This is a genomic window from Microbacterium sp. 10L49 (genome assembly GCF_056395125.1).
The window spans coordinates 808,422-832,838 of the sequence record NZ_JBFTIW010000001.1; the positions used below are offsets into that span (position 1 = coordinate 808,422).

A 24,417-nucleotide genomic window follows, 5' to 3' on the forward strand; every position below is an offset into this window, starting at 1 on the left:
GTGATGGCAGATGCGCTCCAGTCCGCGTGGTCCGACGTCGCGAGCCAGGATCCGGTGCGCATCGCCCAGGCCCTCGACGCCTTCCGCGGCCTGCTCCCGCAGGCGCTGATGACCGAAGGGGAAGGCGGCGAAGCGCACCGCAGCGCGCTGCGCGGACTGGCCTACGGCCTGGACGAACTCGGCCGCGAGGACGATGCCCGAGAGTTGTACCGCACCCTCGCGGAGGTCTGCGAGACCGCTCTCGCCGATCCGGCGTATCTGGACGAGCACCGCCAGCAGCTCTTCGACGACCGCCTCTACGCCCGCGCCGCCGAGCAGATGGTCGGGCAGACGTCGGCCTCCGCCGCCGTCGTGGCGGCGCTGGACGCCCTCATCGCCGAGGGCGAGCACGAGCTCGGCGGCGCGCACGGCCGCGTGCTGTGGCTGCTGGACCGGCGCGCCCAGCTGCTCACCCGGATGAACCCGGCGGAGGGTCTGCATGCTTACGACCTGCTCATCGCCCGCGCCGCGGCCGCGGCCGAGCAGAGCGAGAACCACTTGACGGCGCTCGCAGCGAAGGCCACGGAACTCTCCCGGCTGGACGAGGACGAGCAGTCCGCCCTGATCTGGGGCCAGGTGCTGGACGGGCGCCGTGCGTTGCTGGGAATGGACGCGCCTGCCACGCTCGACGCCTGGTGGTGGCGCGCGAGGACCCGCTACTGGTCGGGCGACGCGTCCGGAGCCGATGCCGACCTTGCATTGCTGATCCCGGCGCTGCAACGGCAACGCGGCGAGGACGACATCCTCACCCTGGACGCGATGAAGTTCCGCACCACGACGCTGCGGGTGCTCGCCCGCGACGGAGCGGCCGCTGAGGATCCGCTGCCGCTGGTGCGCCGGATCGCCGTGCTGGAGACCGGGCGCTTCGGCCCGGGCGCCGACCAGGTGCTCACCTCCCGGATGATGGCGGTCGAGGTGCAACTCGATCGCGCGGACAGCCCAGGAGGGTGGCCCGGGCTGATCGCGGAGGCCCGTGAGATCGTCGACGACACGGCGGACCACCCGCCGGGCTCCTCGCTCGCGCTGCGCTCGCGCGACCTCCTCGCCCGCGTGCTGCGCGACGCCCGCGAGCAGGAGCCGTCGCCTGCGCTCATCGAGACCGCGCTCACCACAGCCGTCGCCCGATGCACGCATCTCGACCGTGCTGTCGAGGGGCTGCCGCGCGCCGGCGTCGCGGCGGAAGCCGATCCGGGGTCAGACACGGATCGGACGGCCGACGCGGATCCGGATCCGTCCCTCGCCACGCCGCAGCAGCTCGCGAATGACATCGCACACGCATGGACCGATCTGTCCCGATGGCACGAACCGCACTCCCCCGAAGCCCTGGACGCGCTTCGGGCAGGCGCCGACCGACTCCGCGGGTTCGGCGCTGCCGGGCGCCGGAGCGAGATCGACGTGCGGGACGACCTCGGCTCAGCCCTCCGCGATGCCGGCCGTGGATCCGACGCTCTCGCCGAGTTCGAGCGGTCGCTGGAACTGGAGCTGAGTCTCGCCGCGGAGGCGTCGACCGCCGAGGACCGGCACACCGCCGCGACCAGGCTCGCGCAGTCCCGGTACGCGCTCGGCGCCACGCTGCGCGGTATCGGACGCAACGCGGAGGGCGAGGCGCTGCTCGCCGACGCCATCGAGATCGCGCAGCACGATGGCGCCGCCCCGCGGATCATCTCCGAGCTCCGGGACACCCGCGCGCTCGCCCTGCAGGATCTGGGACGCAGCGACGAGGCCGCCGCCGAGATGCGTGCGCTCTACGAGGCGTCGGGAGACGTCGGCCACGCGATCGACCTCGCCGCGGTGTATCTGCGCAGCGACCGTGCCGCCGAGGCGGAGGCGCTGCTGCGGCCCGTCCTGGCCGAGTTGGAGGCGGAGGGATCCGCCGAGACCGCCCAGGCCTCCCGCGTCATCGGCAATCTCGCCCTCGCCGCGTGCCAGCTCGGCCGCGATGCCGAAGCCGCGGCGACCTACGACCGGTTGTACGGGCTGCAGTCGCGCATCCTCGGCACGGAGCACCGCGACACTCTCATCACTCTGCACAACCGTGCGCAGGAGGAACGGCACCTCGGCCGCTTCGGCGAGGCGGTCCGTCGCTTCGAATCGGTCCTCGCACGGCGCACGGCCGCTCTCGGCGCCCGCGATCCGCACACTCTCAGCACGCTCTCCGCCCTCGCCGGCACGGTCGCCGATGCCGGTGACCTGCCCCGCGCCAGGGAGCTGACCGAGCGCGTCGTCGCAGAGACACGAGAGGTCCTCGGCGAGACGGATCCGCAGACGCTGCACCGCATCCGCGATCTGGACGGGATCCTCGCCCGTCTCGGCGACGCCCAGCAGGATCGCGATATGCTGGCCGACCAGGTCAGGGCCGGGTTCGCATCGGGAGAGGGCGCGTCCGACGACGGATCCTCCTCCTCGCCCGGGCTCGCGACGCTGCGCTTTGCCGACCACCTCGCCCGGCAGAGTCGCTACGGCGATGCCCTCGTCGAATACAGCCGCGCCCGCGACGCGCTGAGCGCGAGCGCCGGCATCGACTGGCTGCGGGCCGAACGCGGCGCCGCCGAGTGCTCGAAGCGGCTCCGCGCATACCGTGAGGCCGCCGACGCTTACGCGCGCATCGTGCCGCAGCTCGAGCGGCTGCTGCCCGGCGACCGGTGGGCCCTGGCAGACGCACTGAACGACCGCAGCCTCGCTCTGTCGCATCTGGGACGTGTCGACGAGATGGCCGACGTGCAGCGGCGGGCGATCCAGGTCGCCGACGGCGCCGGCTCCGACCCCGGGCGGGCCGTGCAGTTGCGCATCTGGCTCGGTCGACGCCTGGCCGAGGCCCAGCGCTTCCCGGAAGCGCTCGCGGCGTACGACGATGCCGCCGAGACCGGCACCCGAACGGTCGGCGCGGAGCACGCGATCACGCTCGACGCCACCGACGATCGTGCCGAGACGCTGATCTCGCTCGGACGGCATCGCGAGGCGCTGCGGATCTACCGCACCAACATCCCCGCCATGGAGCGCGTGCTCGGCGCCGACTCCGCGGCTGTGCGACGCGCTCGCGGCAAGCAGAAGGCGTCCGCCCAGCAGACCTCGAAGACCCGCTCGGCGATCGTCGGTGGCGTGATCGTGGCCGCGATCCTCGTCTACGTCATCGTGTCGCGGATGGCCTGAGGCGCCGGCTTCCTCGCAGAAATCTATGAAAGCGCATCCGGCTCTTCCGCCGGACGTCGGGCTGCGGGATCCTCAGCATGTGCCGTCATCGTCGACGGCGATCCGAACGCACGACCCGAGCACGAGGAGCCGGAGCCGACGCCCGAACAGGCCGCGCAGATGATGGACGCCTGGAACGGCTGGGCCGCACGAGCCGGTGACGCGATCGTCAACTTCGGCGACCCGACAGCGCCCGTCTCGCCCGGCGCCGACCCCACCGTGGGCGGCTACTCCCTGTTGCAGGCCGGCTCCTACGACGAGATCGCCGCGCTCCTCGAGGGCCACCCCGCACACCGCCATGGGCGGCACGATCGACGTCTACGAGACCCAGCCCGTGACGGGCGGCTGAGCAGAGAGCACGGCGGCGCACTCTACGATCGGCATCATGACGCTTCCGATCCTCGAGTACGCCGCCCTCGTCCCGCGAGCGTGGAAGAACGGTCGCGGGGTCACCCGGATCCTGTTCGACGACGCCGACGCCGCGGACGCATGGACCTGGCGGATCAGCATCGCGGAGATCACCGGTACGCAGCCGTACAGTGCCTACCCGGGCGTGCATCGCGGGCAGGTCGCGCTCGGCCCCGGTTCGGTCGACCTCGTGATCAACGGCCGGGCCGTGACGCTCGCGGTCGACGACGTCATCGCGTTCGACGGCGAGGACGAGGTCACGGCGACACCGCGCGAGGCCGGGTTCCTCGACCTGAACGTCATGACACTGCGGGACACCTGGGACTCGACGGTGCAGGTCCTCGACGCTCCGACGGTGAGCGCCGAGCCCGGAGGTCCGACGGTGCTGATCGCGCTCGACGACCTCGGCACGCTCGATGACCGACCGCTGGCACGCCTCGACGCCGCCCTGCTCGAGCCCGGCACGGCCTGCACGCTGCGCGGTCGCTTCGTGGTGGCGCGACTGCGCCGGATCTGAGCGCACGCACGAAGAAGCCCCTGGGATCCGTATCGAAGACACGGGTCCCAGGGGTTTCCTCCAGCGACAGCGGCTTGGTTCTGACGAGCGGAGCTCGTGGTGGAGGTCCTGCGCCACTACTCAAAACACGGGGACGGCGGAAGATCAACGATCTCACTTGTCGATCAAGCCGTCAGATGCCGCGCGGAAGCTCTCGGCCACCATGCACCTGCGGAGATTCAAACCCCGCCTCGCCCACGGGTGAAGGCGCTCACGTCCAGCGAGATCGATGAGCTCCTCGCCGCTTACGAGGCCGGCGACTCGACGTACGATCTGGCCCTACGGTTCGGCATCCGTCGAGAGACGGTCATTGGTCACCTTGAACGCCACGGCGTCACACGGCGAGCCAAGCCACGAGTTGAGCTCGAAGCCGAGACTCGTCGGATGACCGGATGACCATCGAACTCGGCACGCGCGGTACTCCGGTCAGCACCATTGCGAAGGGACTCGAACTCACCGGCCGGGTCGTGGCGCGGACGCTCGATGCAGAATGCATCCGACGACGCACCGTCGACCGCAAGCCGAACCTGACGAACTGAATTCTAGGTGCGGGCGCGACAACACTCCTTCTGTGAACCATTGCCCCAAACGCAGCGCTGCGGAGGCTGTGCGCGTGATTGGGAGGCGCTTGACTCGCAGGGGAGCCTGTACACAAAGTCAACAATTTGACAGATTACTGTCATGAATGGTGACTCGGGCGAGTTTCTGAACGTACGACAGACGGCCACCGCCCTCGGTGTCCACGAGAACACGGTACGCAACTGGGTGAAGTCAGGAGTTTTGGTGTCGTCCCGCGTTCCCGGCTCCTCGGCGCACCGTTTCTCGCGCGAGTACATCGAACGAGTGGCACGAGAGCGAGGCGAATCGAAGTCCGTCGCTGCCCCTTCGTTCAGCGCCATCGGGCCGGAGCTTGCTCGCGCCATAGACATTGATCGATGGGGCGCAACGCTGGATGCCAAGGGCGCGTTCCCTGACCTTATCCGCCGCCTCCTCGCCAGTACGCCGGGCATTACAAATCTCGAGATGCGCGCCCATGAGGGCGTAGCGGCACCTGGGTGGGACGGCGCCGCGAACTCGATCGGTGCCACGGTGCTGCCGTCCGGACCGCTTCGCTTTGAACTAGGCACGGATGCGAAACCTAAGCAGAAGGCGCAGAGCGACTACGACAAGCGCGTCCCTCCAGTTGCCGAAGACTCCGGTGCAACGTTCGTGTTCGCAACGCCTCGAAATTGGACGGGAGGTCAAAACTGGGCCATCGAACGAGCGCGCGATGGGCATTTCGCTGGAGTGCGCATCCTGGACGCTCATTCGATCGAAGCGTGGTTGCTCACGGCGCCAGCTGTGCACTATTGGCTGTCTGAGCGTCTGGGCTATCGGCCGCGCGATGCGTACACGATCACGACATGGTGGGATCGATTCTCATCGCGTACCAGCCCGAAGCTTCCGGAGAGCTTTTTCATCGCGGGTCGCGAGTCCGAGTCTGAGAAGCTCGCGAGCTTCCTTAGCGCGGGACCTAACGCTGAACCGATAACGGTCTCTGCTCCGTGGACCGACGAGGTCATCGCTTTTGTCTTCGCCGCGACCGCAAATGTCGACCGTGCTCGCGAGCGGATTGTCGTCGTGCAGGACGAGTCTGCGTGGCAGCGGATCTCGGAGTCCCGTGAGCAGCTGATTCTCATTCCGCTGCATAGGGATGGGCTCGACCTGGCCGCTGCGACTGACCGCGGCCACCAGGTGATCTTGCCTGCCGGCACCGACGATATCGTGCACGGAGACCGGCACATAGCTCTCCCGCGAATCGGACGGGCCGAGGGTGCTGCAGCATTGCGCGAGGTCACCGATCAGGATGTGGACGAGCTCGTAGCGCTCGCGCGCAGGAGCATGCCAGCCCTGTTCCGGAGGATTGGGCGCGAGTCCCGCTATCATCTCCCTCCCTGGGCCGAACAAGCAGATACGTCCGCGGTTATTGCTCCGCTGATCTGCGCTGGCTCATGGACGAACTCGGACGGTGACCGGGAGGTGATCGAACGACTCACCGGAGTATCAAAGGCTCAGATCGAGCGCCTCCTGAGTTCGCTCGCCACCAAGCCGGACCCTCCGTTCGTGCGCTCTGGGGGCAACTGGACACTCGCGTCCCCTGCGGAGGCGGCACTCAGCCTCCTCCCGAAGCTCACCACGGACAATTACCGGGTCTGGTCCGATGTCGCATTTGAGGTGCTCCTGGAAACAGACCCGTACGACGGAATGAGCAGTTTCGAACGGATGCAGGCGCAGGCTAGCGGTGTACGGCCGCCAACTTCCGGGACTTTGAAACGTGGAATCGCAAATGCTCTCGCGCTCGCCGCAGCCACGAGCGACGATCTACCCACCTTCCAGATTCAGCTTCAGATCGACCGGATCGTTTATCGACTCCTGACAGAGGCGAGCACCCACGAGGGCACTGGTTGGAGTCTGCTCTCAACATCGTTGCCTGCTCTCGCCGAAGCGTCACCCGACATCTTCCTCGATGCGGTCGACAACGATCTCAGCGCCACCGAACCGCAGTTGGCCGGCCTCTTTCGAGACAAGTCCACCGATTTCTGGGGCTCCTCGTCCCCGCACCCCAGTCTGCTCTGGGCACTCGAGCTGCTCTGCTGGTCCCCCGTCTACTTCTCGCGCAGCGCGTCGATGCTGGCCAAGCTCACGCGAATCGACCCGGGGGGAAGACTCAGCAATCGCCCCACCGATAGCCTCGCGAGTGTCGAACTCGGCTGGCTCGTGAACAGCGGTGCGAGCGTTGACGACAAGATCGAGTTTGCTCGCCAGCTCCACCAACGAGACCCAGAGGTGGGATGGAAACTCATCCTCGCCTTACTTCCCTCTCGTCACGCTGTGGCGTTCCCACCACAGAAGCCGAAGCATCGAGACTGGACCGCCTCGAGGGAATCGGTGACGTGGGCGGACTGGGGCAAGTTCACTGAGGCGATCACGGGCTTGTCCGTCGATGCCGTCGGAGTCAACGCCGCTCGATGGTGTGACCTCATTCCGAAGGTCGATGAGATACCGCAGGCCTTCCGCTATATCGCGCTCGACGCGCTCCAGCAGGCCACGCAGACAGACACCTGGTCTCAGAGCGAACGAACGTCCATCTGGCGGGCAATCGAGAAGGAGACACTCCAACATCGCGAGTTCAGCTCGAGTGAGTGGGCGATGCCGGAAGAGCATGTGGTGCGCCTCGAGGCCATCGCTGCTGCTATCGAGCCAGCCGACGATCCAGAGCGCTTCGTGAGCGCCTTCGGGTGGCGGACCCCGATCCCGGGGGTGTCCCGGTCAACCGACGAGTACCGCGTCGAGCGAGATCGTCTGCAGCGCGAAGCGGTGGAAATTGTTCTTCCGCAAGGAATCGATGCACTCACCAGGCTTGCCCTCGCCGTCGAAGACGCGCGCGCGCTCGGCACCGCCCTCGGTGCTCGAACCGATGCGCCTGACGACGAACTTCTCGACTGGCTCGACAGCGACCAGCAAAACCTCGCCCAGGTCGCGCTCGCATTCGTTGGACGCCGCATCACCGAGAACGGCCTGTCGGGGCTCACGACAATTCTCAACTCGGGTCACGTCGAGAGCGAGCGCGCCCAGATCAACGCCTTGGGCATGCTTCCATTCGGACGCGCGGTGTGGGAGTGGGCTTCGACGCTTTCGGATCCGCTCCAGGACCGCTATTGGAGAAGCGTCCGCGCTTTCCAGGTCGAGCCAGACGAACTCGAGGACGCCCTTCGCCTCCTCTGCGACCGCGGACGTCCGTGGCAAGCACTCGAACTTCTCTCTTACTCACTGGACAATGAACCGAAGCCAACAGTGTCGATTGTCGAGTTCGTTGTAAATGCGCTTGTGATGACGGACGAGCCACTCACGGACCATCAGATGACGTCGTACTACCTCGAACAGGCACTCGCCTACTTGGAGCAAGAGACACCCGATCACCCACGACTGCCGGTATTCGAGTTCACCTTCTTCGATCTTCTCCATGATCATCGACCATCGACAGCCCTCTACAGGCTGTTGAACGCGAACCCCGCCGAATTCGTCGCGCTCGTCAGCACGGTCTATCGAGGCGAGAACGAGCCAGCTGGCGATCCATCCGCCCATGATCAAGCACGCGCGCACCTGGCGTGGAGTGTGCTTCATGAGTGGAGCGAGATTCCTGGTGCGCGACCTGATGACGCGATCGACGCGGAGCACCTCACGACTTGGGTCCGGGCGGCACGGCTCGCCTTCTCGGAGAGCGCACGGGCTTCCATCGGCGACGAGGTCATCGGTGAAGTTCTCGCCACTAGCCCTATCGGCACAGACGGCGCGTGGCCTGCCGAGCCAGTGCGCGAGATCATCGAGGGCACCGGCAGCACACGGCTCGATACCGGGCTTGCGATCGGCCGCTATAACCAGCGCGGCGTGCACTCGCGCAATGTCTTTGACGGCGGAGCCCAGGAGAGGGCGCTGGAAGAAACCTACCAAGCATGGTCGACGCAGATCAGCAGCAAGTGGCCCCGCACGGCCAGAATTCTCCGCGGCCTAGCCGAGGACTACGCGCGTGAGGCCGAACATCACGATGCCGACTCGGAGCGACGTTCCGACGACGGATAGGGTCGCTCCCGCAAGAACGCCCCCGGAGTTCGTGCTTGATCGTGACCCCAAATCCTCAAGGAACGCTCGACTCGTCCGCCTCGTCGGGTCGATCCGATGATCCTGACTGAGCTTCGGGGAATACAAACACAGGAACGAGAAAACCCCAGGTCAGAGCGACCCAGGGTTTTCCTCGCGTTCTACAGTGCGACAGCGGCTGAGGCCAGTCTCAAGACACATGTACCGACGAAGCACGAGCGCAATACCTGTTCAGAGGCATATTCACTTGAGCCATCGCCTGTCTCATCGACCGCCTCTTCGTGGACGTCCTGAGAACCTACTCGAATAGCCAGGGGTCCGAAAAGCCGGTACTTGCGCTGATCTCGGATGCCGCCAGAGGCAAGACACCTAGAGAGAATCGAAACAAGAAGAGCCTCCAGAACCGAGTCCGACGGCTCAGCGACAGTGAGGTGGAAGAGCTTGTTCGGGCCTATAGCGGGGCGATTCCGTCTACGCGCTTGGGCACCGGTTCGGCATACACCGCACGACCGTGGGCGAGCACCTCAAGCGCGCGGGCGTGCAGACGCGCAGCGTGAAGAAGCGCACGCTGACGAGCGAGGAGATCACGGACGCCCGCCGACTACGGGAACAGCAGATGTCGGTTGCGCGGATCGCGACTGTGATCGGGACCACCGAGTACGCAGTCCGACGCGAGCTCAGGCGGTTATAGGTTGATGTCCGGGTAGTCGCCTCGACGACGACCCGGACATGCGAGTAGTCGCGCAACAAGGGTTCGCGTCCGAGCCGGCTCAGTGCCAGCATGGACTAATGCACCCGTTCCTCGCCTCGGCCGAACGCCCTCATGACGAGTCGTCTGTTGCCCCGGCGGGAACGAACTGATGAGCCTTTCGCCGGTGCGTACGGTCGCTGGGGTGCTGGCACAGCTTGAGCAGTCGTTCTCGGACTTTGCTACCTCGTTCGAGGCTGGCGATTACGTCCTGTGGCTAGGATCGGGCATTTCGCGCGACGTGGTTCCCAACGTTCAGGAGCTCCTTGTCCGCGTCCTTGAAACGCTCCGAACCAACGTCGATCCCGCCAATCCTGACTGTCCGTACCTCACAGCGCTCAAGGAGGCGCTGACCCTCGCCGGCCTGTCTCAAGGTCAGATCGATGCCATCGACCTCACCGTCCCCGTGGCCTCGTGGGCAGACTGCGACGGAATTACTTGGCGCTTGACCTCGAGGTATGACGAGGTCCTCGACATCCCCGTGTCGGGAGAGCCCGCTGACTACCTCGTCTGGTCTGGCTTGGACGTCCCGGCCACCTACGGCGACCCTGCACTCGAACCGGATGTGGAGCACCTCTGCATCGCTCTACTCATCCTGGAGGGCGTTGTCGGCTCGGCTGTCACCGCCAATTGGGACGGGCTCATCGAACGGGCGCTCGCCGAAGTGGCCGATGAGCCAGATGCGGTCGTTCGTGTCATTGTCCGCGGAGAGGACTTTCGGCAGAGCCGCCGTCGGGCGCAGCTGATCAAGTTCCACGGATGCGCGGTGCGTGCACGCGACGATGAGATTACGTATCGGGGTCTTCTCATTGCGCGCCACCAGCAGATTTCCGGCTGGACCGAACGGAACGAGAACCGGGTGATGCGCACGCACCTGGAGCTCCTTTACACCGACCATCCCTCCCTCGTCATCGGCCTCTCGCTCCAAGACGCAGACATGCACACGATGATCACCCGATCAATCGAAGACCTCCAGCGACCTTGGCCACACACACCGCCGGCAGTTGTCTTGGCCGAGGAGCAACTACAGCCGCACCATCGTCATGTCCTCCAGGCGACCTACCGCACTGAGTACGAAAGTCACCCCTCCGAGATCAACGATTCGGCGATTCTCGGTTCCTACGCGAAGCCGACATTGCTGGCCTTGCTTCTCTGGACACTGACCGACAAGCTCTTCGCGGTATTGTCGTGCCTGCCAGTCAACTCATCTTGGAGCGAGACCGAGGTCGAGCGTCTGCGCGTCGACCTCCTTCACGTCCGGGACACTTTGGCTGGGCACGCGGAGCCGAACAACCGTGCATTCTTCACTCAACTGCTCGACCTAAGCATCTTGGTGCTCCGCGTCTTCCGGACCGGACGCGCTCCAGCCATTGGTGCCTCCAAGTACGAACCGCTCTCCGACCGTCCAATCCGTGATGCCTTGCAGAACCCCGATTTCCCGGCAGCAGCGTTCGGCCGGCTGGCAGTGGCGATCTCGCTGCTCGGACGCGGACACTTCGCCGGCGACTGGACAATCCGTCCGGGGACGACAAGTGCAGCGGAGGAGGGCGTCCTTCGACTCGCCGCGCCGCGGAGCGCCGCAGCCCCTCGCGAGGTACGCGTCTTCCTCGTCAAGGACACCGCCGCCGCGATCGCCCTCACGGTGGATGGGCTCGCCGACGAGGACGACCCAAACACGCTCATCGTGCTGGCCGAACGGGAACCGACCGCTGTGGTGCGTTCGCCGCGGCCGAAGTATGGGCGCGTCGGCTCCACCGGCGCCGCCCGGATCAACATCGAGGATCTGCACGACGCGGCGGAGTCGGCGGACAATCTGTACGCCGCTTTCAAGCTCGCTGGAGGTTTCTCGTGACCGGAACACCGAACGCTGAGCTGGTGATGACCGTGCTGGAGCGTGGCGGTTACCAGCGGCTCCCTAAGCCCTTGATCGTCACCGGAATGGAGTTCGATTTCGAAGCGGCCGCCCGGGGTACAGGACGTTCTCATGACCTCGTCCTGGTGGCCACTGACCGACTGCCAACGCTCCGTCTTCAGCGGCTCATCGCGGGTCTGGCGCGTTCTCTCGATCTCGCGCAGTCCAGGCGGCCAGTCACTCTCGTGATCGTCGGTGAGCTTTCCGCCGGCGACCGAAGCGAACTCGACCGCCACGCCCGCGTGCTGCACATTGAGTCCGCTGATCCTAGCGAGGAGGAGGTCGAACGCGCGATCGCCGTGCTCCTCCCCCTCGATCTGCCTGCGGCCGTACTCATGCACGGAAGCGACCCCGTAAACGAGGTCTTGGCAACCCTTGGGCTCGGACCGGACACATCCGAGCGCATCACGCTGGTACGAGCGGCGATCGAGGGCCCCAACGAGGTTCGTGAGGCGCTACGCACCTATGTCAACGCCGGTGTCGTCGGAACTGCGCCCGAGGGCGCCCTCGATGACTGACGTCCCTATCCGCCGCATCACGATCTCCGACTTCCGACGTCTGGAAGGCACTCGGACGCTGCCGCTCGACGCCCCGATCGTATTGATCCACGGAGCCAATGGCGCGGGGAAAACAAGCGTGCTCTCAGCCCTCGAACTCGGCCTGACGGGGCAGATCCGAAGTCTGCAACGACAAGACCCTCGCTACACCGCTCACCTGCCCACCCTTGGGCAGGACTTCGCCACCGTTCGTGTCGAGGTAGATCGCTCGTTCGCTGACAGCGACAGCCCCGCGGCACCCCTGACTGCCGGCGGCAGCAGAATCGAAGGCGCCCCGGCCCTGACCGCCGAGGCCGCCAACTTCTACGGCGAACGCTGCTACCTCGACCAAGCCTCTCTTGGGCGCCTCCTCGAGCTTTACCAGCACCGAGAAGGCAAGCAAGAATCGGCCCTGGCGCAGTTCGTCAATGAGCTCCTCGGCCTCGAACAACTCGATGCCCTCCGCACGGGTCTGAGCGCCGCCAACGACCTACGTTCCCTCAAGAAGCTTGCCGATCGCCTCGATGACGCTGCCATGCGAGCCGACCATGCCGAGGCGGATCTCACAGAGACCACCCAGGACCTCACGGATGCCAGGGCCCAGATCGGTCAGGCTCGTGCGGCAACCCAAGCCGCTGCCAGATCCCTGAACCTCGACCCGTCTGAGAGCTCGTCCGCTGACGCCGCTGCTGGCCGGACCGATGCGAACTCGGATCAACGCCTCGTCGCTGCCATCCGCCGTGCCGTAGCCGACCAGAACGTCGATACTGAACGCACGCAACTGCTGCCTCTCCAGCGGGACCTCATCGCTCTCGGCGGACGCCTGGACGCCACCGCTGCACGTACCTCGGCCCATGACCTCACGCACGCGCGCGATCAGCTAAACGAAGCCGCGCAGCAAAGGGACCGCTGGGACCGTGAGGTCCGACCTGGCATCGAGGCGTGGGCGCAGGCAGCCCGCGCAGCCGGAGTCGTGCTCGATACTGACCCAGGCGCGGACGTCGCCCGGACTCTGAATGAGGTGCAGCGTCTCGTCGACTCCCAAACGGCGTTGCGGACCGAGCAGCAAACTATCCGGTCCCGCGTCGACTCTGACCAACAACACCTGGACTCGCTGCAGGAGCGCCTCCTCGACGCGCAAGAGCACGCGACGGCACTCGTCGAAGGCCTCGCATCCATCCGCACGGTCCTCACGAGCGAAATCTGCCCAGTCTGTGATCGCGACTACGCGGAACTCGGGTCGGAACACCTGGGCACTCATGTCGACGCCAAAATCACTCGGCTCAGCCAGCAGGGGCAACTTCTCCTCGATCTACGAAAAGAACGCGATGCCCTCCGGACCACGATCACGCGCGCCCAGACCGAGCTAGAGGCGACCACCGCCGCTCTGCTCGAACCAACGCAGGCGCGAGAGCTCGAGGAGCGCGTGACCGAGCTCGCACGCCTTCGCGATGCGTGGCAGCCCTTGCGTCCCGCAGCTGAGGCCGGCCAGGCCAACCGTACGGCTGAGACTCGAGCACGTCATCGCGTGGAAGAGCTGGAAACAGCGTCGAGCGAAGAACAGTTCGCCCGAACTGAACTCGCACGATGCGCGAGCATATTGGGTCGTCCGCTCCCGGACGGCGACACGGTCCGAGAGATCTGGGAGGTCTTGTCCACCGAAGTGAGATCGCGTCTCGATGAGATCGGCGAGCAAGCGGCTGCGCAGCACGACGCGATCTCGGCTGCGGAACAGATGGATCAAGCTCTCCAGCGCCACGCCGACGCCATTTCACGAGTAGCTGACGCGGCACAGCGAAGGAGCGAGTGGGAAGCTTGCGTCAAGGAAGGCCGTCGGCGGCAGGCAGTAGCCCGCGCTGTCTTCGATGCAGCAACCGAAGTCAGAACCAATGTCGTCCAACGCGTCTTCACCCAGTCGCTCAACAGCGTCTGGATGAGCATCTTCTCCCGCCTCGCTCCAAAAGAAGGATTCATCCCGTCGTTCGGTATCCCTACGTCGTCAAAGGCCGGCTTGGAACTGACGCTTCGCACTGTTCACCGCGGGGGACGGGAAGGAGGTTCCCCGCAGATGATGCTCAGCGCGGGAAACCTCAACACCGCGGCACTATCGCTCTTCCTCGCTCTTCACCTCGCCGTGGATCCCGTGATTCCGTGTCTCGTCTTCGACGACCCTGTACAGGCAATGGACGAGGTTCACGTCACCCAGTTCGCCGCGCTCATCCGAATGATGGCAAGACAGCACGAACGTCAAGTAATCATTGCCGTTCACGAGCGCGAGCTCTTTGACTACCTCGCCCTTGAACTTAGCCCTGCTTATGAAGGCGACGAGTTGCTGACAATTGAACTTGGCGAGCGATCACTCGACCTCGATCATGGAATCACCCGACACGCGTGGTCACACGACGCGGCGATCGCAAGCTAGGCCAGCGGGTTCATCTTCTGTTCGGATGCCTGTGCAAGGAAGGTCGCATGCCACGACTGAACCGCGCAGAGTTCTTTGCCCGCCGCACGAGTCTTCACACCGACTGTGCTACTGGCGGGCACCTCCTCCGACGTCTGACAGTGGAACAGCAGTGGGCGCTCCAAGACTTCTATCTGTTCGGCCACGACCTCTCCGAGTCCGACGTCATCGCTCGTCGCGACGCGGCAGTCGCCGCGCAGCCCGACCTGGCGAAGTCGGCTGGCCTCGCCTACCGTTCCTTTGCCACCCTCGATGCTCAAGCGCGCCAGCGGGCGGAGGCCGCGATCGCCCCCCCCCCTTCGCGCGCAACACCACCTCGAGCCCGCACTACGTCGACGCAGACGCGGCCCCAGCAGACTCATCGCGTGGTCGGACCCTGATCGGCCCACCGACATGAAGCTCCTCGCCGAGGCACTCGTCGAACTCGCCAAGCAACGCGAAGCACAGGACAGAACAGAACCGCTGGTCCCGAGGCACCCCCACCCGATGGCCCAACACGGACGAAAGGACAGCGCGTAAGACGTACCGATGGCCTCCAGCCACCTGCCGGGAATCAAAACGGAAAAAAGAAAACCCCAGGTCAGAAGACCTGGGGTTCCCTCGAACTCCAACAGACGCGACAACGGCCACAACCAATGAGACGGAGAACGTACCGATAGGGACCGAAGAAAGTTCCTGATCAGAGTAACTTTCATATGTCCCTTCGGGCGTCCCTTCGTGGAGCTGGGGGGAATCGAACCCCCGTCCAACGCTGAGTCTCCACGCCTTCTCCGGGCGCAGTCTGTGCAGACGTTCTGCTCGGCTCCGACCTTTGTCACAGACACCTAAGTCGACAAGCCCAGCCTGGGAAGAGTCCCACGTGACGTCCAGACGCCGTCACGCAGCAAGATTCCTAGATGACGCCAGGATCCGTATCGGAATCACATACGGCCTGACGGACTATCGGGCTCGCTTACGCAGCGAGGGCGAAGTCAGTGCGCTTTGCATTGGCACTTATTGTTTTGCAGGGAGCGTTCACGAGATAACCCTGCATCCTCGGCCCGCTTCTCGTGGATTCACAGGCGCTGTCGAAACCGATCAGCCCCGTGGTCCTTCTTGCGAAGGAGCCGCTGTCACTCTGTGGAATTACCAGCGGGAGCCGTAGCACCCGAGCATCACAGACTACAACGGATCCGGAAGCCGCGCCATTCCGGGCCGACCGCGACGATGCCCCGGCGTCTCCCCCGGGGCATCTTTGCCGATCAGTGACGACGATGTCGCGTGATCACTTGCCGCCGCCGTTGCACGCCACCCCCGGTGACGGCACGAACTCCTTCAGGCCGGCTTTCACGAACGACCCGTAGGACTGCACGCCGTGATACCTGTCGACGCCGCCAGGGCTCTGATTGCCCCGCACCGCGATGGCGTCGTCGTCGAAGCCCGGAGGGTTGTTCTCCACCGAGTCCATCCTGTCGAGCCCTGAGTAGGCGCATTCGGACGCGGCGTGGGACGGTCCGGATGTCGGATCTCCGTTCCCGTTGGTCTCGCCTGCATATGCCGCGCTGGATCCCGCTGCAACGAGCCCCAGCGCGATCGCACAGGCGATCGCCAGTCGTTTCATCTGGTCTTCCTCCTTCACGCAGTTCTCTTCGCCGTGGCGCGGAACTGCGCCGCGGTGGCCGAAGTCTACGCGCGCACCGAGGTGGCGTGAAGGGCGGGCGGGCATCACACCCGCCACGGGGGGCGTCGTCGTGGTGGTCTCTCCAAGACGGCGAGATGGGGCCGTGCCGTAGAGTCGCGGCATGAGCGAGGTCGTCATCACCGTCCGCGGCGAGCACGAGGTGCGGATCGCGCCCGAGCGCGCCATCGTCACCCTGTCCGTCGCACTGGACGGGCCCGACCGCGAGGCGGTCGTCTCACGGACTCTGGCACTGGCCGACCCGGTCCGTGCGAGCATCGTCGCGCGCGAGGGATCCGGCGCCGTCGAGTCGTGGTCGAGCCGCCGGCTCGCCGTGCGCTCGGAGCGCCCCTGGAGCAATGACGGCACGCGGCTCGCGCTCGTGCACCACGCCTCGGTCGACTTCGCGGCCACCTTCACCGACTTCGCCGAGCTCTCCACGTGGGTGGCCGAGGTGTCCGCCTGGGACGGCGTCTCCGTGTCCGGAACCTCCTGGATCCTCACTCCTGAGACGCGAGCACGCGTCGAGCAGGAGGTCGCCGCCGAGGCAGTGCGAACGGCGGTCACACGGGCCGGCGCCTATGCGACCGCGCTGGGCCTGACGAGGGTCGAGCCGATCGAGATCGCGGATGCCGGCCTGATCACCGACCACACCGCCGCGGACATGGCCCCGAAGGCGATGCGCGCATTCGCCGCTCCCCCCTCGGGCGCCGGGCTCGAGCTGCAGGGCGATGACCTCACCGTCTCCGCGACCGTCGAGGCGCGGTTCGTCGCGGCCTGAGCGGCGACGGACCGCGCCTCGCGGGCGGTCTCGGACTCAGGCCCGCCTGCGACGTGCGACGATCACGGTGATCGCCCCGGCCAGCAGCAGCACGAGCGCCGCGCCGAGCGCGGGGAACGGATCCGCTCCGGTCGCCGGCAGCGCCCCCGCCCCTGTGCCGCCCGGGACCGTCGTCGGCGCGGGCGTCGGCGTGATGCTCGGGGACGGCGTGGGGGTCGGTGTGACCGCCACCGGCGTCAGGACGAAGTCCTGGCCCTCGATGAGCTCCCCGGCATCCGTGAGCGTGACGGAGCGGCTGACCGGCGTGGCGCCGGTGTATCCGTCGGGCACGGTGACTGCGATTGTGTATTCCCCCGGCGGAAGGTCACCGAGGGCGTAACCGCCGTCGCCGTCCGTCGTGACCGTGACGGCGCCGTCGGGCCCGGTCACCGTGACGGTGGCGTTCGCGATCGCACCGCCGTCCTGCGCGGTGACCGCACCCGCGACGGATCCGAGACGGGCGAGTGCGAAGTCGACGTCGGTGACGTCCAGCGCCCCGACCGCCTCTGCGCGGGACGCGGCGCCGGAGACGGCATAGCCCTGGGGCGCCTGAACGGCGACCGTGTAGTCGCCGGAGGGAAGCCGTGGGAAGGAGTAGGTGCCGTCGGCGGCGGTCAGGGTCTGCGCCGTGCCGTCCGGACCGTCCGCCGTGACGACCACTCCGCCGACTCCGTGACCTGCCGCGGTCACGGTGCCCGACAGCGTCGGCAGCTCCTGCAGGACGAAGTCCTTCCCGGTGATCGGCGTCTCGTCGTTGCCCGGCACGGTGAACGGGCTCGGCGAGGAGATCACCGAATAGCCGTCGGGTGCGGTGATGGTGACCGCGTGGATCCCCACGGGGACGTCGTCGAGCAGATAGGTGCCGTCGGCGGCTGTGACGACCGTGCGTCCGCCGTCGAGCGTCACCGTCGCACCGGCGACCGGATTGCCGTGCTGGTCGCGCGCGGTTCCCGACACCGGAACCGGAACGATGTCACGCACCGAGAAGTCGGCCGTCCCGTCAGCATTCGAGACGTCCACCGTACGGGAGGGGTCGTCGGAGATCTTGCCCGTCGGCGGCGTGATCTGCACGCGATAGCCGTCGGTGGCCAGCACATCGGGGAACGAATAGGTGCCATCGGTCGAGGTCGTGGCCTCACCCAGGACGGACCCGTCGGATCCGATCAGACGCACGACGGTGCCGTCCGAGGGCCCACCGGTGCTCGTGTCTGTCACGGTGCCCGAGATCGTGCGCGTGATGGCCGCGAACCACGTCTGGTAGACCGGGAACCCGGCGCGGCGGGTGAACGCGAACGTCAGGGAGGCGATCGGCGCGTTCGGTTCGAACCAGGCGGACGCCCCGCTCGTGTCCGTGGCGGTCGGGTTGCCGGTGAGCGTCGTCGTGGCGGGGTCCCAGCTCGGCACGTCCGCGGCATCGCCCGTGCAGGACGGCTTGCCGGCGAGGCCGGGGGCGCAGTAGTTGAACCCGCTGCGGAAACCGAGCTGTGCGGCGGTGAGCGTATGCCCGTCAGGACCGAGAGCCGTGATCCTCACCTTGTCGGCGTCGATGTCGCCCAGCACGAACGTCCAGTTGACGGTCGGCGTCGGTCGAGTGAAGGTGTAGGTGGTCTCGGAGGGAGACGTGGCGTTGTCGGCGCGCGGGCGCAGGTTCAGATACTGCTGGTCGCGGCTGCTGCCGTACTTCGCCCCGACGTCGGTCGATGCGGCCAGCCAGACGCTGGCACCGGAGATCACACCGACGGATCCGCCGCGCGAATCGCTGGTGTAGTCGGCCTGCAGCTGCGGCGAGGCGATCTGCACGTGCCCCGAGTACGCGCCGCTGGACCCCTGCATATCACCCCAGTCGGCCCAGGGCGTGCCGGTCGCGGCGGAGGCGGGCACGCCGAAGGCGAGGGCGGTGAGCGCTGTCAGAGCGGCGGCGGCGAACGCGACGGTACGTCTCATACCGATATGTTGGCAGAGATCCGCGCCCGCCGCCGCCCAAGGCGCCCTCCGACGAGAAGACCTCGATCGCCCGGAAGCGCTCGCGGCCGCCGCCCTCAGACCGCGAACGGCGCGAGTTCCGCCGCGAGCCTCTCGTTGACGTGCGCATGGATGCGGGTCCCCGCCTCCTCGTGCGCGACCTCGATCAGCAGGCCGGTCTCGTGCACCGCCGCGACGAGATCGCCGCGGTCGTACGGCACGACGGCATGGATCTCGACGGCCGGCTTCGGCAGCACCTCGTCGATCGCGGCACGCAGCTCCGCGATGCCCTCACCGCTGCGCGATGACACGAAATGGGCCCCGGGAACGAGCCCGCGCAGCACCATCCGCTCATCGTCGCTCAGCAGATCGGCCTTGTTGAACACGATGATCTCGGGGATGCTGCGCGCTCCCACGTCGCCCATCACGTCGCGCACCGTCTTGATCTGCCCGGCCGGATCCGGGTGGGATCCATCGACGACGTGAACGATGACGTCCGCGTCGGCGACCTCTTCGAGGGTCGAGCGGAACGCCTCCACGAGCTGGTGCGGCAGGTTGCGCACGAAACCGACGGTGTCGGTGAGCGTGTAGACGCGGCCGTCCGTCGTCTCCGAGCGGCGCACGGTGGCGTCCAGCGTCGCGAACAGGGCGTTCTCGACGAGCACGCCCGCGCTGGTGAGCGCGTTGAGCAGGCTGGACTTGCCGGCGTTCGTGTACCCCGCGATCGCCACGGAGGGGATCGTGTGGCGCTTGCGCTCAGCGCGCTTGGCCTCGCGGGCGGGCTTGAAGTCACGGATCTGCTTGCGCAGCATGGCCATGCGGGTGCGGATGCGACGGCGGTCGAGTTCGATCTTCGTCTCACCGGGTCCGCGCGAGCCCATGCCCGCACCGCCGGCGCCGACCTGGCCACCGGCCTGACGGCTCATCGACTCGCCCCAGCCGCGCAGCCGCGGCAGGAGGTACTCGAGCTGCGCGAGTTCGACCTGCGCGCGCCCTTCGCGGCTCTTGGCGTGCTGGCTGAAGATATCGAGGATCACCGTGGTGCGGTCGATGACCTTCACCTTGACGACGTCCTCGAGGGCACGCCGCTGGGAGGACGCGAGCTCCGTGTCGGCGATCACCGTGTCGGCGCCGACCGCGGCCACGATGTCCTTGAGCTCCTGGGCCTTGCCGCGACCCAGGTAGGTGGCGGGATCCGGGTGCGGCCGACGCTGCAGCAGGCCGTCCAGCACGACGGCACCGGCAGTCTCGGCGAGCGCGGCGAGCTCGCGCAGGGAGTTCTCGGCGTCCTCCTGCGCGCCCTGCGGATACACGCCGACCAGCACCACGTTCTCCAGTCGGAGCTGGCGGTACTCGACCTCGGTGACGTCCTCGAGTTCGGTACTCAGGCCTGCCACGCGCCGCAGCGCGTGCCGGTCCTCCACCTCCCACTGCTCGCCGTCGGCGGAGGTGTAGCCGGCGGTGGCCGTGTCCTGCAGCGCCTGTGCGGATCCGAAGACGTGCGATTCCGCCCGTCGCTCCGCTGCTGCCAGGACGCGCTCGACCGCGTCGCCGTGCTCGTCTTGTGTCGTGGACTGCGTCATCCGCACCTTTCTCGTGCCCGCCGATTCAGACGGGCGCCTTAACTTTAGCTGTGAGTGTCCGCTACGCTCGCTCCATGGGCTCGGACCACTACTTCACTGCGGCCCCCGCCAGCCCCGAGAACCTCCGCAGGATCAGGGTGACCCTCGCGGGCAAGGAGATCGAACTCACCACCGCGGCCGGAGTCTTCAGCCCCGATCACGTGGACGTCGGTACCTCCGTGCTCCTCGCGAACACTCCGCCTCCGCCTCCCGGCGGGCATCTGCTCGATCTCGGGTGCGGCTGGGGTCCGATCTCGTTGTCGCTCGCTCTCGCCGCGCCGCACGCGACCGTGTGGGCCGTGGACGTGAACGAGCGGGCGCTCGACCTGGTCCGTCGCAACGCGGCGGAACTCGGCCTCGATAATGTCAACGCCGTCACACCCGACGATGTTCCCGCCGACGTGAGCTTCCGCACCATCCGCTCCAACCCGCCCATCCGGGTCGGCAAGAGCGAGTTGCACGATCTGCTGGAGCGGTGGGTTCCGCGTCTGGACGAGCGCGCCGACGGTTGGTTCGTGGTGAGCCGCAACCTCGGAGCGGATTCGCTGCAGCGCTGGCTGGCGACCACGTTCGCCGACGGATACAGCGTCTACCGCGCGACGACCGGCCGCGGCTTCCGCGTGCTGAAGGTGCGCCGGCACGGCACGCCGCGCACCGAAGCCATCGAGCTGCCCTAGCCCAGGCACCGGCCGCTGCGCCTGTCGAAGCGTCCGACCCATGGATCCGGGCCCTTCGACGGGCTCAGGGACCGGATACGCGGTCCCTGACGGCGAACTAGCTCGATCAGACGAGTTCGATCTCGCCGGAGAAGGCGAGCTGGGCGGGTCCGGACAGGAACGCGTGCTCGCCCCCCGCTCCCGGTGCCATCGTCACCCGGAGCGTTCCGCCCGGAACTTCCACGAGCCACTCGTCGGGAGCGCCCGCGCCGGCCCAGTGCCGCACCGCGAGAGCGGTCGCCACCACGCCGGTTCCGCAACTGAGGGTCTCCCCCACGCCGCGTTCGAACACGCGCATGCGCACCCGGCCGATGCCGTCCTGCACCAGCGGTTCCGCCGGCACGACGAATTCGACGTTCGCGCCGTGCTCGGGCATCGGAGCGAGCTCCGGGCCGTTCGTGAGCTCGAGGCCGTCCAGCTCCGCGTCGGAGGCGATCGCCACGACCACGTGCGGGTTGCCGACGTCGATGCCGAGGCCCGGACGCGGAACGCTCAAGCCCGTCGCACGCGCCAGCGGATCATGGCCGGAGAGCCGCCACCCGCCGATGTCGACCCGGTAGCCCTCCGCGCTGCGCGTGACCTCGCGTACACCGGCGCGCGTGCCGATGGAAAGCGCTTCGCCCTCGGCGAGCTCCGCGAGGCCGGTGCGGAGAAGGTAGTGCGCGAACACCCTGACTCCGTTGCCGCACATCTCGGCGATGGACCCATCGGCGTTGCGGTAGTCCATGAACCACTCCGCGGCCGGGTCCTCTGCGAGCGCGGCGGTCCCCTCGGGGAGCGCGGCGGAGCGCACCACGCGCAGCAGGCCGTCCGCGCCGATGCCGAAGTGGCGGTCGCACAGGGCGGCGACCTGGTCGGCCCCGAACTCCAGCGCACCGTCGGGGTCGGCGATGATGACGAAATCGTTGCCCGTGCCATGCCCCTTGGTGAATGCGACCATGCCTCGATTCTAGGGGCGGCGCTTCTGCGGCCGCTGCGCGGACGGCACCCTCCCCGCGGCGGTTCCGCCCGCTCGGAGGCGCGGTTCCGCCCGCTCTGCCGGGAGCAGATCCGCTCCCGGCAGATCTGCTGGCGCCGCCCTCGCACGTCGCCGCACGCTGAGGTCATGACCGATGACATGCCCCGCAACCTCTTCGACGCCGACACGCGGCGGATGCTGTTCGCGCGCCGGGTGCTCGTACTCGACGGCGCGCTCGACGACGACAACGGCGTGCTGCTGATGACCCAATTGCTCGCCCTGGCCGCCGAGGATCCGGACGCCGACATCACGCTCTGGATCCACTCCCCCGGCGGCTCCGTGCCCGCGATGCTCGCGATCCGCGACCTCATGCGCACCGTGCCGTGCGACGTCGCCACGATCGCCTTCGGGCTCGCCTGCAGCGCCGGTCAGTTCCTGCTCTCGGCCGGGACGAAGGGCAAGCGCCGTGCGCTGCCGCACAGCCGGATCCTGCTGCATCAGGGATCTGCGGGCATCGGCGGAACCGCCGTCGATGTCGCGCTGCAGGCGGCGGATCTGCGGCACACGCGCGACACCGTGCTCGGTCTCGTCGCCGACGACACCGGGCAGAGCATCGAGCGCGTCTTCGAGGACTCGCTGCACGACCGCTGGTACAGCGCCGAGGAGGCGCTCGCCTACGGATTCATCGACGAGATCACCACGGACTTCGCCGCAGTACTTCCTCGTCCCACTCGCCGGAGCATCGGCCTGACCGCAGAAGGAGCCTGACATGGCCTCGTTCCTCGTCCCCAACGTCATCGCGACCTCGTCCCGCGGCGATCGCGTCCTGGACGTCTACTCGCATCTGCTCGCCGAGCGGGTGATCTATCTCGGGACGCCGCTGGATGCCGACGTCGCCAACGTTCTCGTGGCACAGCTGCTGCATCTCGACGCCACCGGCAGCGACAGGGACATCCAGCTCTACATCAACTGCGAGGGCGGCGATCCCAGCGCCATGCTCGCCGTCTACGACACCATGCGCTTCATCCGCTCAGATGTGGCGACGTTCTGCATCGGGCAGGCCGTCTCGGTCGGTGCGGTCCTGCTGGCGGCCGGTGCCGCGGGCAAGCGCGCCGCGCTCCCGCACGCCAGGGTGATCCTGCATCAGCCCGCCGCGCAGGGCCGCGGCACGATCCCCGACCTCATCCTGCAGGCCGACGAGGTCGTGCGCGTGCGCGACAGCCTGGAGCAGATCCTCGTCGCGCACTCGGGGCAGAGCGCCGAGCGACTGCGCACCGACACGGATCGGGACCTCGTGCTCACCGCGGAGGCCGCTCGGGAGTACGGACTCGTGGATCAGGTCGTGACGCAGGCTCCCCCGAGCGCGCTCCCCGCCGGAGCGGGAGACGCTCAGGCGGCCAGCGCGTAGGCGGCGCGCGCGGGCTGAGCGGGCTGCCGGATCGGCGTCGCCGAGCCGATCGTGATCCGCTCGGCGACGCCGAGGGTGAGATCGAGGAGGGTGAGATCGAGAGCACCGGACACCGCGGCGAGCATCTCGCTGGATGCCTCCTTGCGTCCGCGCTCCATCTCCGACAGGTACTGCGGCGAGACGCCCGCACGCTGCGCCGTCTCAGCGAGCGTCTCGCCGCGATCCGTGCGGGCGTCGCGCAGCAGCTCCCCCACAACGCTCCGCCAGAGCCGCTCGGGTTCGCCGCCCGGGCTGGTGCGTGGCCCGTGCGCGGTGGTGCGATCAGTGCGGAAGGGGTCAGTGGTCGCGGTCATGGCGCCATGCTAGGCACGGCTCCTGCGCGGACGCGACCGGATCCGCTCTGAGCAGAATCCCGCTCGATCGCCCGCCGGAAGATGGGTGAGTTCCCCGATTCCGGATGCGCCGTCGAGCGATGGAATCGAAGAGCGGAACAGCTCCGCGCCCTCAAGGAAGGAAACGCTCATGGCGCTCTTCATGGATGTTCACACGCTCGACGGCCCGGTGGCGATGGCCGACGTCGCCGCAGCGCATGCCGCGGATCTGGCCACGCAGGATCAGCATGGCGTGCACTACCTGCGGTACTGGGTCGATGAGTCCGCGGGCAAGATCTTCTGCCTCGTCGACGCCCCCGATGCGGAGGCCGCGAACACGGTGCACCGCGAGGCTCACGGTCTCGTCGCCGACGAGATCCATCTCGTCAACGAGGGTGTCTGAGCGGTTGAATGGA

Annotated in this window: 18 protein-coding genes and 1 other RNA gene; 12 read left to right on the forward strand and 7 right to left on the reverse strand. The window is 67.3% G+C overall.

All coding sequences use genetic code 11. The annotated features are described in order from the left end of the window. The first annotated feature begins 3 nt into the window (after window positions 1–3). The 7 genes from AC1DCT_RS03875 (at window position 4) to AC1DCT_RS03905 (ending at window position 14,448) form a co-directional block, all read left to right on the forward strand. The gene (locus AC1DCT_RS03875; protein ID WP_477427580.1) at window positions 4–3,189 is read left to right on the forward strand and encodes a tetratricopeptide repeat protein; all 3,186 of its coding nucleotides are present in this window, start codon (window positions 4–6) and stop codon (window positions 3,187–3,189) included. Window positions 3,190–3,613: 424 nt separating this feature from the next. Continuing rightward, window positions 3,614–4,153 carry a HutD/Ves family protein gene (locus tag AC1DCT_RS03880; protein ID WP_477427582.1) on the forward strand — a complete coding sequence of 180 codons (540 nt, stop codon included), beginning with the start codon at window positions 3,614–3,616 and terminating at the stop codon, window positions 4,151–4,153. A gap of 431 nt (window positions 4,154–4,584) precedes the next feature. Next, window positions 4,585–4,731 carry a hypothetical protein gene (locus AC1DCT_RS03885; protein ID WP_477427583.1) on the forward strand — a complete coding sequence of 49 codons (147 nt, stop codon included), beginning with the start codon at window positions 4,585–4,587 and terminating at the stop codon, window positions 4,729–4,731. Window positions 4,732–4,873: 142 nt separating this feature from the next. After that, window positions 4,874–8,812 (forward strand): helix-turn-helix domain-containing protein, encoded by a 3,939-nt coding sequence (locus tag AC1DCT_RS03890; RefSeq protein WP_477427585.1) that lies wholly within the window; start codon window positions 4,874–4,876, stop codon window positions 8,810–8,812. A 911-nt stretch (window positions 8,813–9,723) separates the two neighbouring features. After that, a complete protein-coding gene (locus tag AC1DCT_RS03895; protein ID WP_477427586.1) occupies window positions 9,724–11,430 on the forward strand; it encodes an SIR2 family protein in 1,707 nt (568 codons plus the stop codon). A 23-nt stretch (window positions 11,431–11,453) separates the two neighbouring features. After that, the gene (locus AC1DCT_RS03900) at window positions 11,454–12,008 is read left to right on the forward strand and encodes a hypothetical protein (RefSeq protein WP_477427588.1); all 555 of its coding nucleotides are present in this window, start codon (window positions 11,454–11,456) and stop codon (window positions 12,006–12,008) included. Next, on the forward strand, window positions 12,001–14,448 hold the full coding sequence (locus tag AC1DCT_RS03905) for an AAA family ATPase (protein ID WP_477427590.1): 2,448 nt from the start codon (window positions 12,001–12,003) through the stop codon (window positions 14,446–14,448). Before AC1DCT_RS03900 ends, AC1DCT_RS03905 begins: the two co-directional genes overlap by 8 nt. Here AC1DCT_RS03905 and AC1DCT_RS03910 read toward each other — a convergent pair. From AC1DCT_RS03910 to AC1DCT_RS03920, 3 genes are all read right to left on the reverse strand, one after another. After that, on the reverse strand, window positions 14,445–14,747 hold the full coding sequence (locus AC1DCT_RS03910; RefSeq protein WP_477427592.1) for a hypothetical protein: 303 nt from the start codon (window positions 14,745–14,747) through the stop codon (window positions 14,445–14,447). The genes AC1DCT_RS03905 and AC1DCT_RS03910 overlap by 4 nt on opposite strands. A 455-nt stretch (window positions 14,748–15,202) precedes the next feature. After that, window positions 15,203–15,572: a transfer-messenger RNA gene (gene ssrA / locus AC1DCT_RS03915) on the reverse strand. Window positions 15,573–15,751: 179 nt separating this feature from the next. After that, a complete protein-coding gene (locus AC1DCT_RS03920; RefSeq protein ID WP_477427594.1) occupies window positions 15,752–16,087 on the reverse strand; it encodes a hypothetical protein in 336 nt (111 codons plus the stop codon). Window positions 16,088–16,268: 181 nt separating this feature from the next. Here AC1DCT_RS03920 and AC1DCT_RS03925 point away from each other — a divergent pair, with 181 nt between their 5' ends. Then, on the forward strand, window positions 16,269–16,925 hold the full coding sequence (locus AC1DCT_RS03925; protein ID WP_441976063.1) for an SIMPL domain-containing protein: 657 nt from the start codon (window positions 16,269–16,271) through the stop codon (window positions 16,923–16,925). A 36-nt stretch (window positions 16,926–16,961) separates the two neighbouring features. Here the strand turns inward: AC1DCT_RS03925 and AC1DCT_RS03930 are convergent, their stop codons facing one another. Then, the gene (locus tag AC1DCT_RS03930) at window positions 16,962–18,908 is read right to left on the reverse strand and encodes an MSCRAMM family protein (protein ID WP_477427596.1); all 1,947 of its coding nucleotides are present in this window, start codon (window positions 18,906–18,908) and stop codon (window positions 16,962–16,964) included. A gap of 95 nt (window positions 18,909–19,003) precedes the next feature. Beyond that, window positions 19,004–20,509 carry a GTPase HflX gene (gene hflX / locus AC1DCT_RS03935; protein WP_477427598.1) on the reverse strand — a complete coding sequence of 502 codons (1,506 nt, stop codon included), beginning with the start codon at window positions 20,507–20,509 and terminating at the stop codon, window positions 19,004–19,006. Window positions 20,510–20,583: 74 nt separating this feature from the next. Here hflX and AC1DCT_RS03940 point away from each other — a divergent pair, with 74 nt between their 5' ends. Continuing rightward, complete coding sequence (locus tag AC1DCT_RS03940) at window positions 20,584–21,225, forward strand: class I SAM-dependent methyltransferase (protein WP_441976060.1); 642 nt, start codon at window positions 20,584–20,586, stop codon at window positions 21,223–21,225. Window positions 21,226–21,331: 106 nt separating this feature from the next. Here AC1DCT_RS03940 and dapF read toward each other — a convergent pair whose 3' ends face one another. Further along, window positions 21,332–22,204 carry a diaminopimelate epimerase gene (dapF, locus tag AC1DCT_RS03945; RefSeq protein WP_477427600.1) on the reverse strand — a complete coding sequence of 291 codons (873 nt, stop codon included), beginning with the start codon at window positions 22,202–22,204 and terminating at the stop codon, window positions 21,332–21,334. 165 nt (window positions 22,205–22,369) lie between these two features. On the opposite strand from dapF, the gene AC1DCT_RS03950 reads away from it, so the two are divergent. Further along, complete coding sequence (locus AC1DCT_RS03950) at window positions 22,370–22,990, forward strand: ClpP family protease (RefSeq protein ID WP_440732094.1); 621 nt, start codon at window positions 22,370–22,372, stop codon at window positions 22,988–22,990. A 1-nt stretch (window position 22,991) separates the two neighbouring features. Continuing rightward, on the forward strand, window positions 22,992–23,630 hold the full coding sequence (locus AC1DCT_RS03955; protein WP_440732095.1) for a ClpP family protease: 639 nt from the start codon (window positions 22,992–22,994) through the stop codon (window positions 23,628–23,630). On the opposite strand, the gene AC1DCT_RS03960 is transcribed toward AC1DCT_RS03955, so the two are convergent. After that, a complete protein-coding gene (locus AC1DCT_RS03960; protein WP_477427602.1) occupies window positions 23,612–23,983 on the reverse strand; it encodes a helix-turn-helix domain-containing protein in 372 nt (123 codons plus the stop codon). The two genes, AC1DCT_RS03955 and AC1DCT_RS03960, sit on opposite strands and share 19 nt — an antisense overlap. Before the next feature lie 169 nt (window positions 23,984–24,152). Here AC1DCT_RS03960 and AC1DCT_RS03965 point away from each other — a divergent pair, with 169 nt between their 5' ends. Further along, a complete protein-coding gene (locus tag AC1DCT_RS03965; RefSeq protein WP_440732097.1) occupies window positions 24,153–24,404 on the forward strand; it encodes a DUF4242 domain-containing protein in 252 nt (83 codons plus the stop codon). Window positions 24,405–24,417: the final 13 nt, after the last annotated feature.

Excerpts from the sequence above, each read along its gene's own strand:
- AC1DCT_RS03930 (WP_477427596.1), bottom strand. The coding sequence starts at position 18,908 with ATGAGACGTACCGTCGCGTTCGCCGCCGCCGCTCTGACAGCGCTCACC.
- hflX (WP_477427598.1), bottom strand. The coding sequence starts at position 20,509 with ATGACGCAGTCCACGACACAAGACGAGCACGGCGACGCGGTCGAGCGC.
- AC1DCT_RS03885 (WP_477427583.1), top strand. The coding sequence starts at position 4,585 with ATGACCATCGAACTCGGCACGCGCGGTACTCCGGTCAGCACCATTGCG.
- AC1DCT_RS03890 (WP_477427585.1), top strand. The coding sequence starts at position 4,874 with ATGAATGGTGACTCGGGCGAGTTTCTGAACGTACGACAGACGGCCACC.
- AC1DCT_RS03960 (WP_477427602.1), bottom strand. The coding sequence starts at position 23,983 with ATGACCGCGACCACTGACCCCTTCCGCACTGATCGCACCACCGCGCAC.
- AC1DCT_RS03925 (WP_441976063.1), top strand. The coding sequence starts at position 16,269 with ATGAGCGAGGTCGTCATCACCGTCCGCGGCGAGCACGAGGTGCGGATC.
- AC1DCT_RS03940 (WP_441976060.1), top strand. The coding sequence starts at position 20,584 with ATGGGCTCGGACCACTACTTCACTGCGGCCCCCGCCAGCCCCGAGAAC.
- AC1DCT_RS03880 (WP_477427582.1), top strand. The coding sequence starts at position 3,614 with ATGACGCTTCCGATCCTCGAGTACGCCGCCCTCGTCCCGCGAGCGTGG.
- AC1DCT_RS03920 (WP_477427594.1), bottom strand. The coding sequence starts at position 16,087 with ATGAAACGACTGGCGATCGCCTGTGCGATCGCGCTGGGGCTCGTTGCA.
- AC1DCT_RS03905 (WP_477427590.1), top strand. The coding sequence starts at position 12,001 with ATGACTGACGTCCCTATCCGCCGCATCACGATCTCCGACTTCCGACGT.
- AC1DCT_RS03955 (WP_440732095.1), top strand. The coding sequence starts at position 22,992 with ATGGCCTCGTTCCTCGTCCCCAACGTCATCGCGACCTCGTCCCGCGGC.
- AC1DCT_RS03875 (WP_477427580.1), top strand. The coding sequence starts at position 4 with ATGGCAGATGCGCTCCAGTCCGCGTGGTCCGACGTCGCGAGCCAGGAT.
- AC1DCT_RS03965 (WP_440732097.1), top strand. The coding sequence starts at position 24,153 with ATGGCGCTCTTCATGGATGTTCACACGCTCGACGGCCCGGTGGCGATG.
- dapF (WP_477427600.1), bottom strand. The coding sequence starts at position 22,204 with ATGGTCGCATTCACCAAGGGGCATGGCACGGGCAACGATTTCGTCATC.
- AC1DCT_RS03950 (WP_440732094.1), top strand. The coding sequence starts at position 22,370 with ATGACCGATGACATGCCCCGCAACCTCTTCGACGCCGACACGCGGCGG.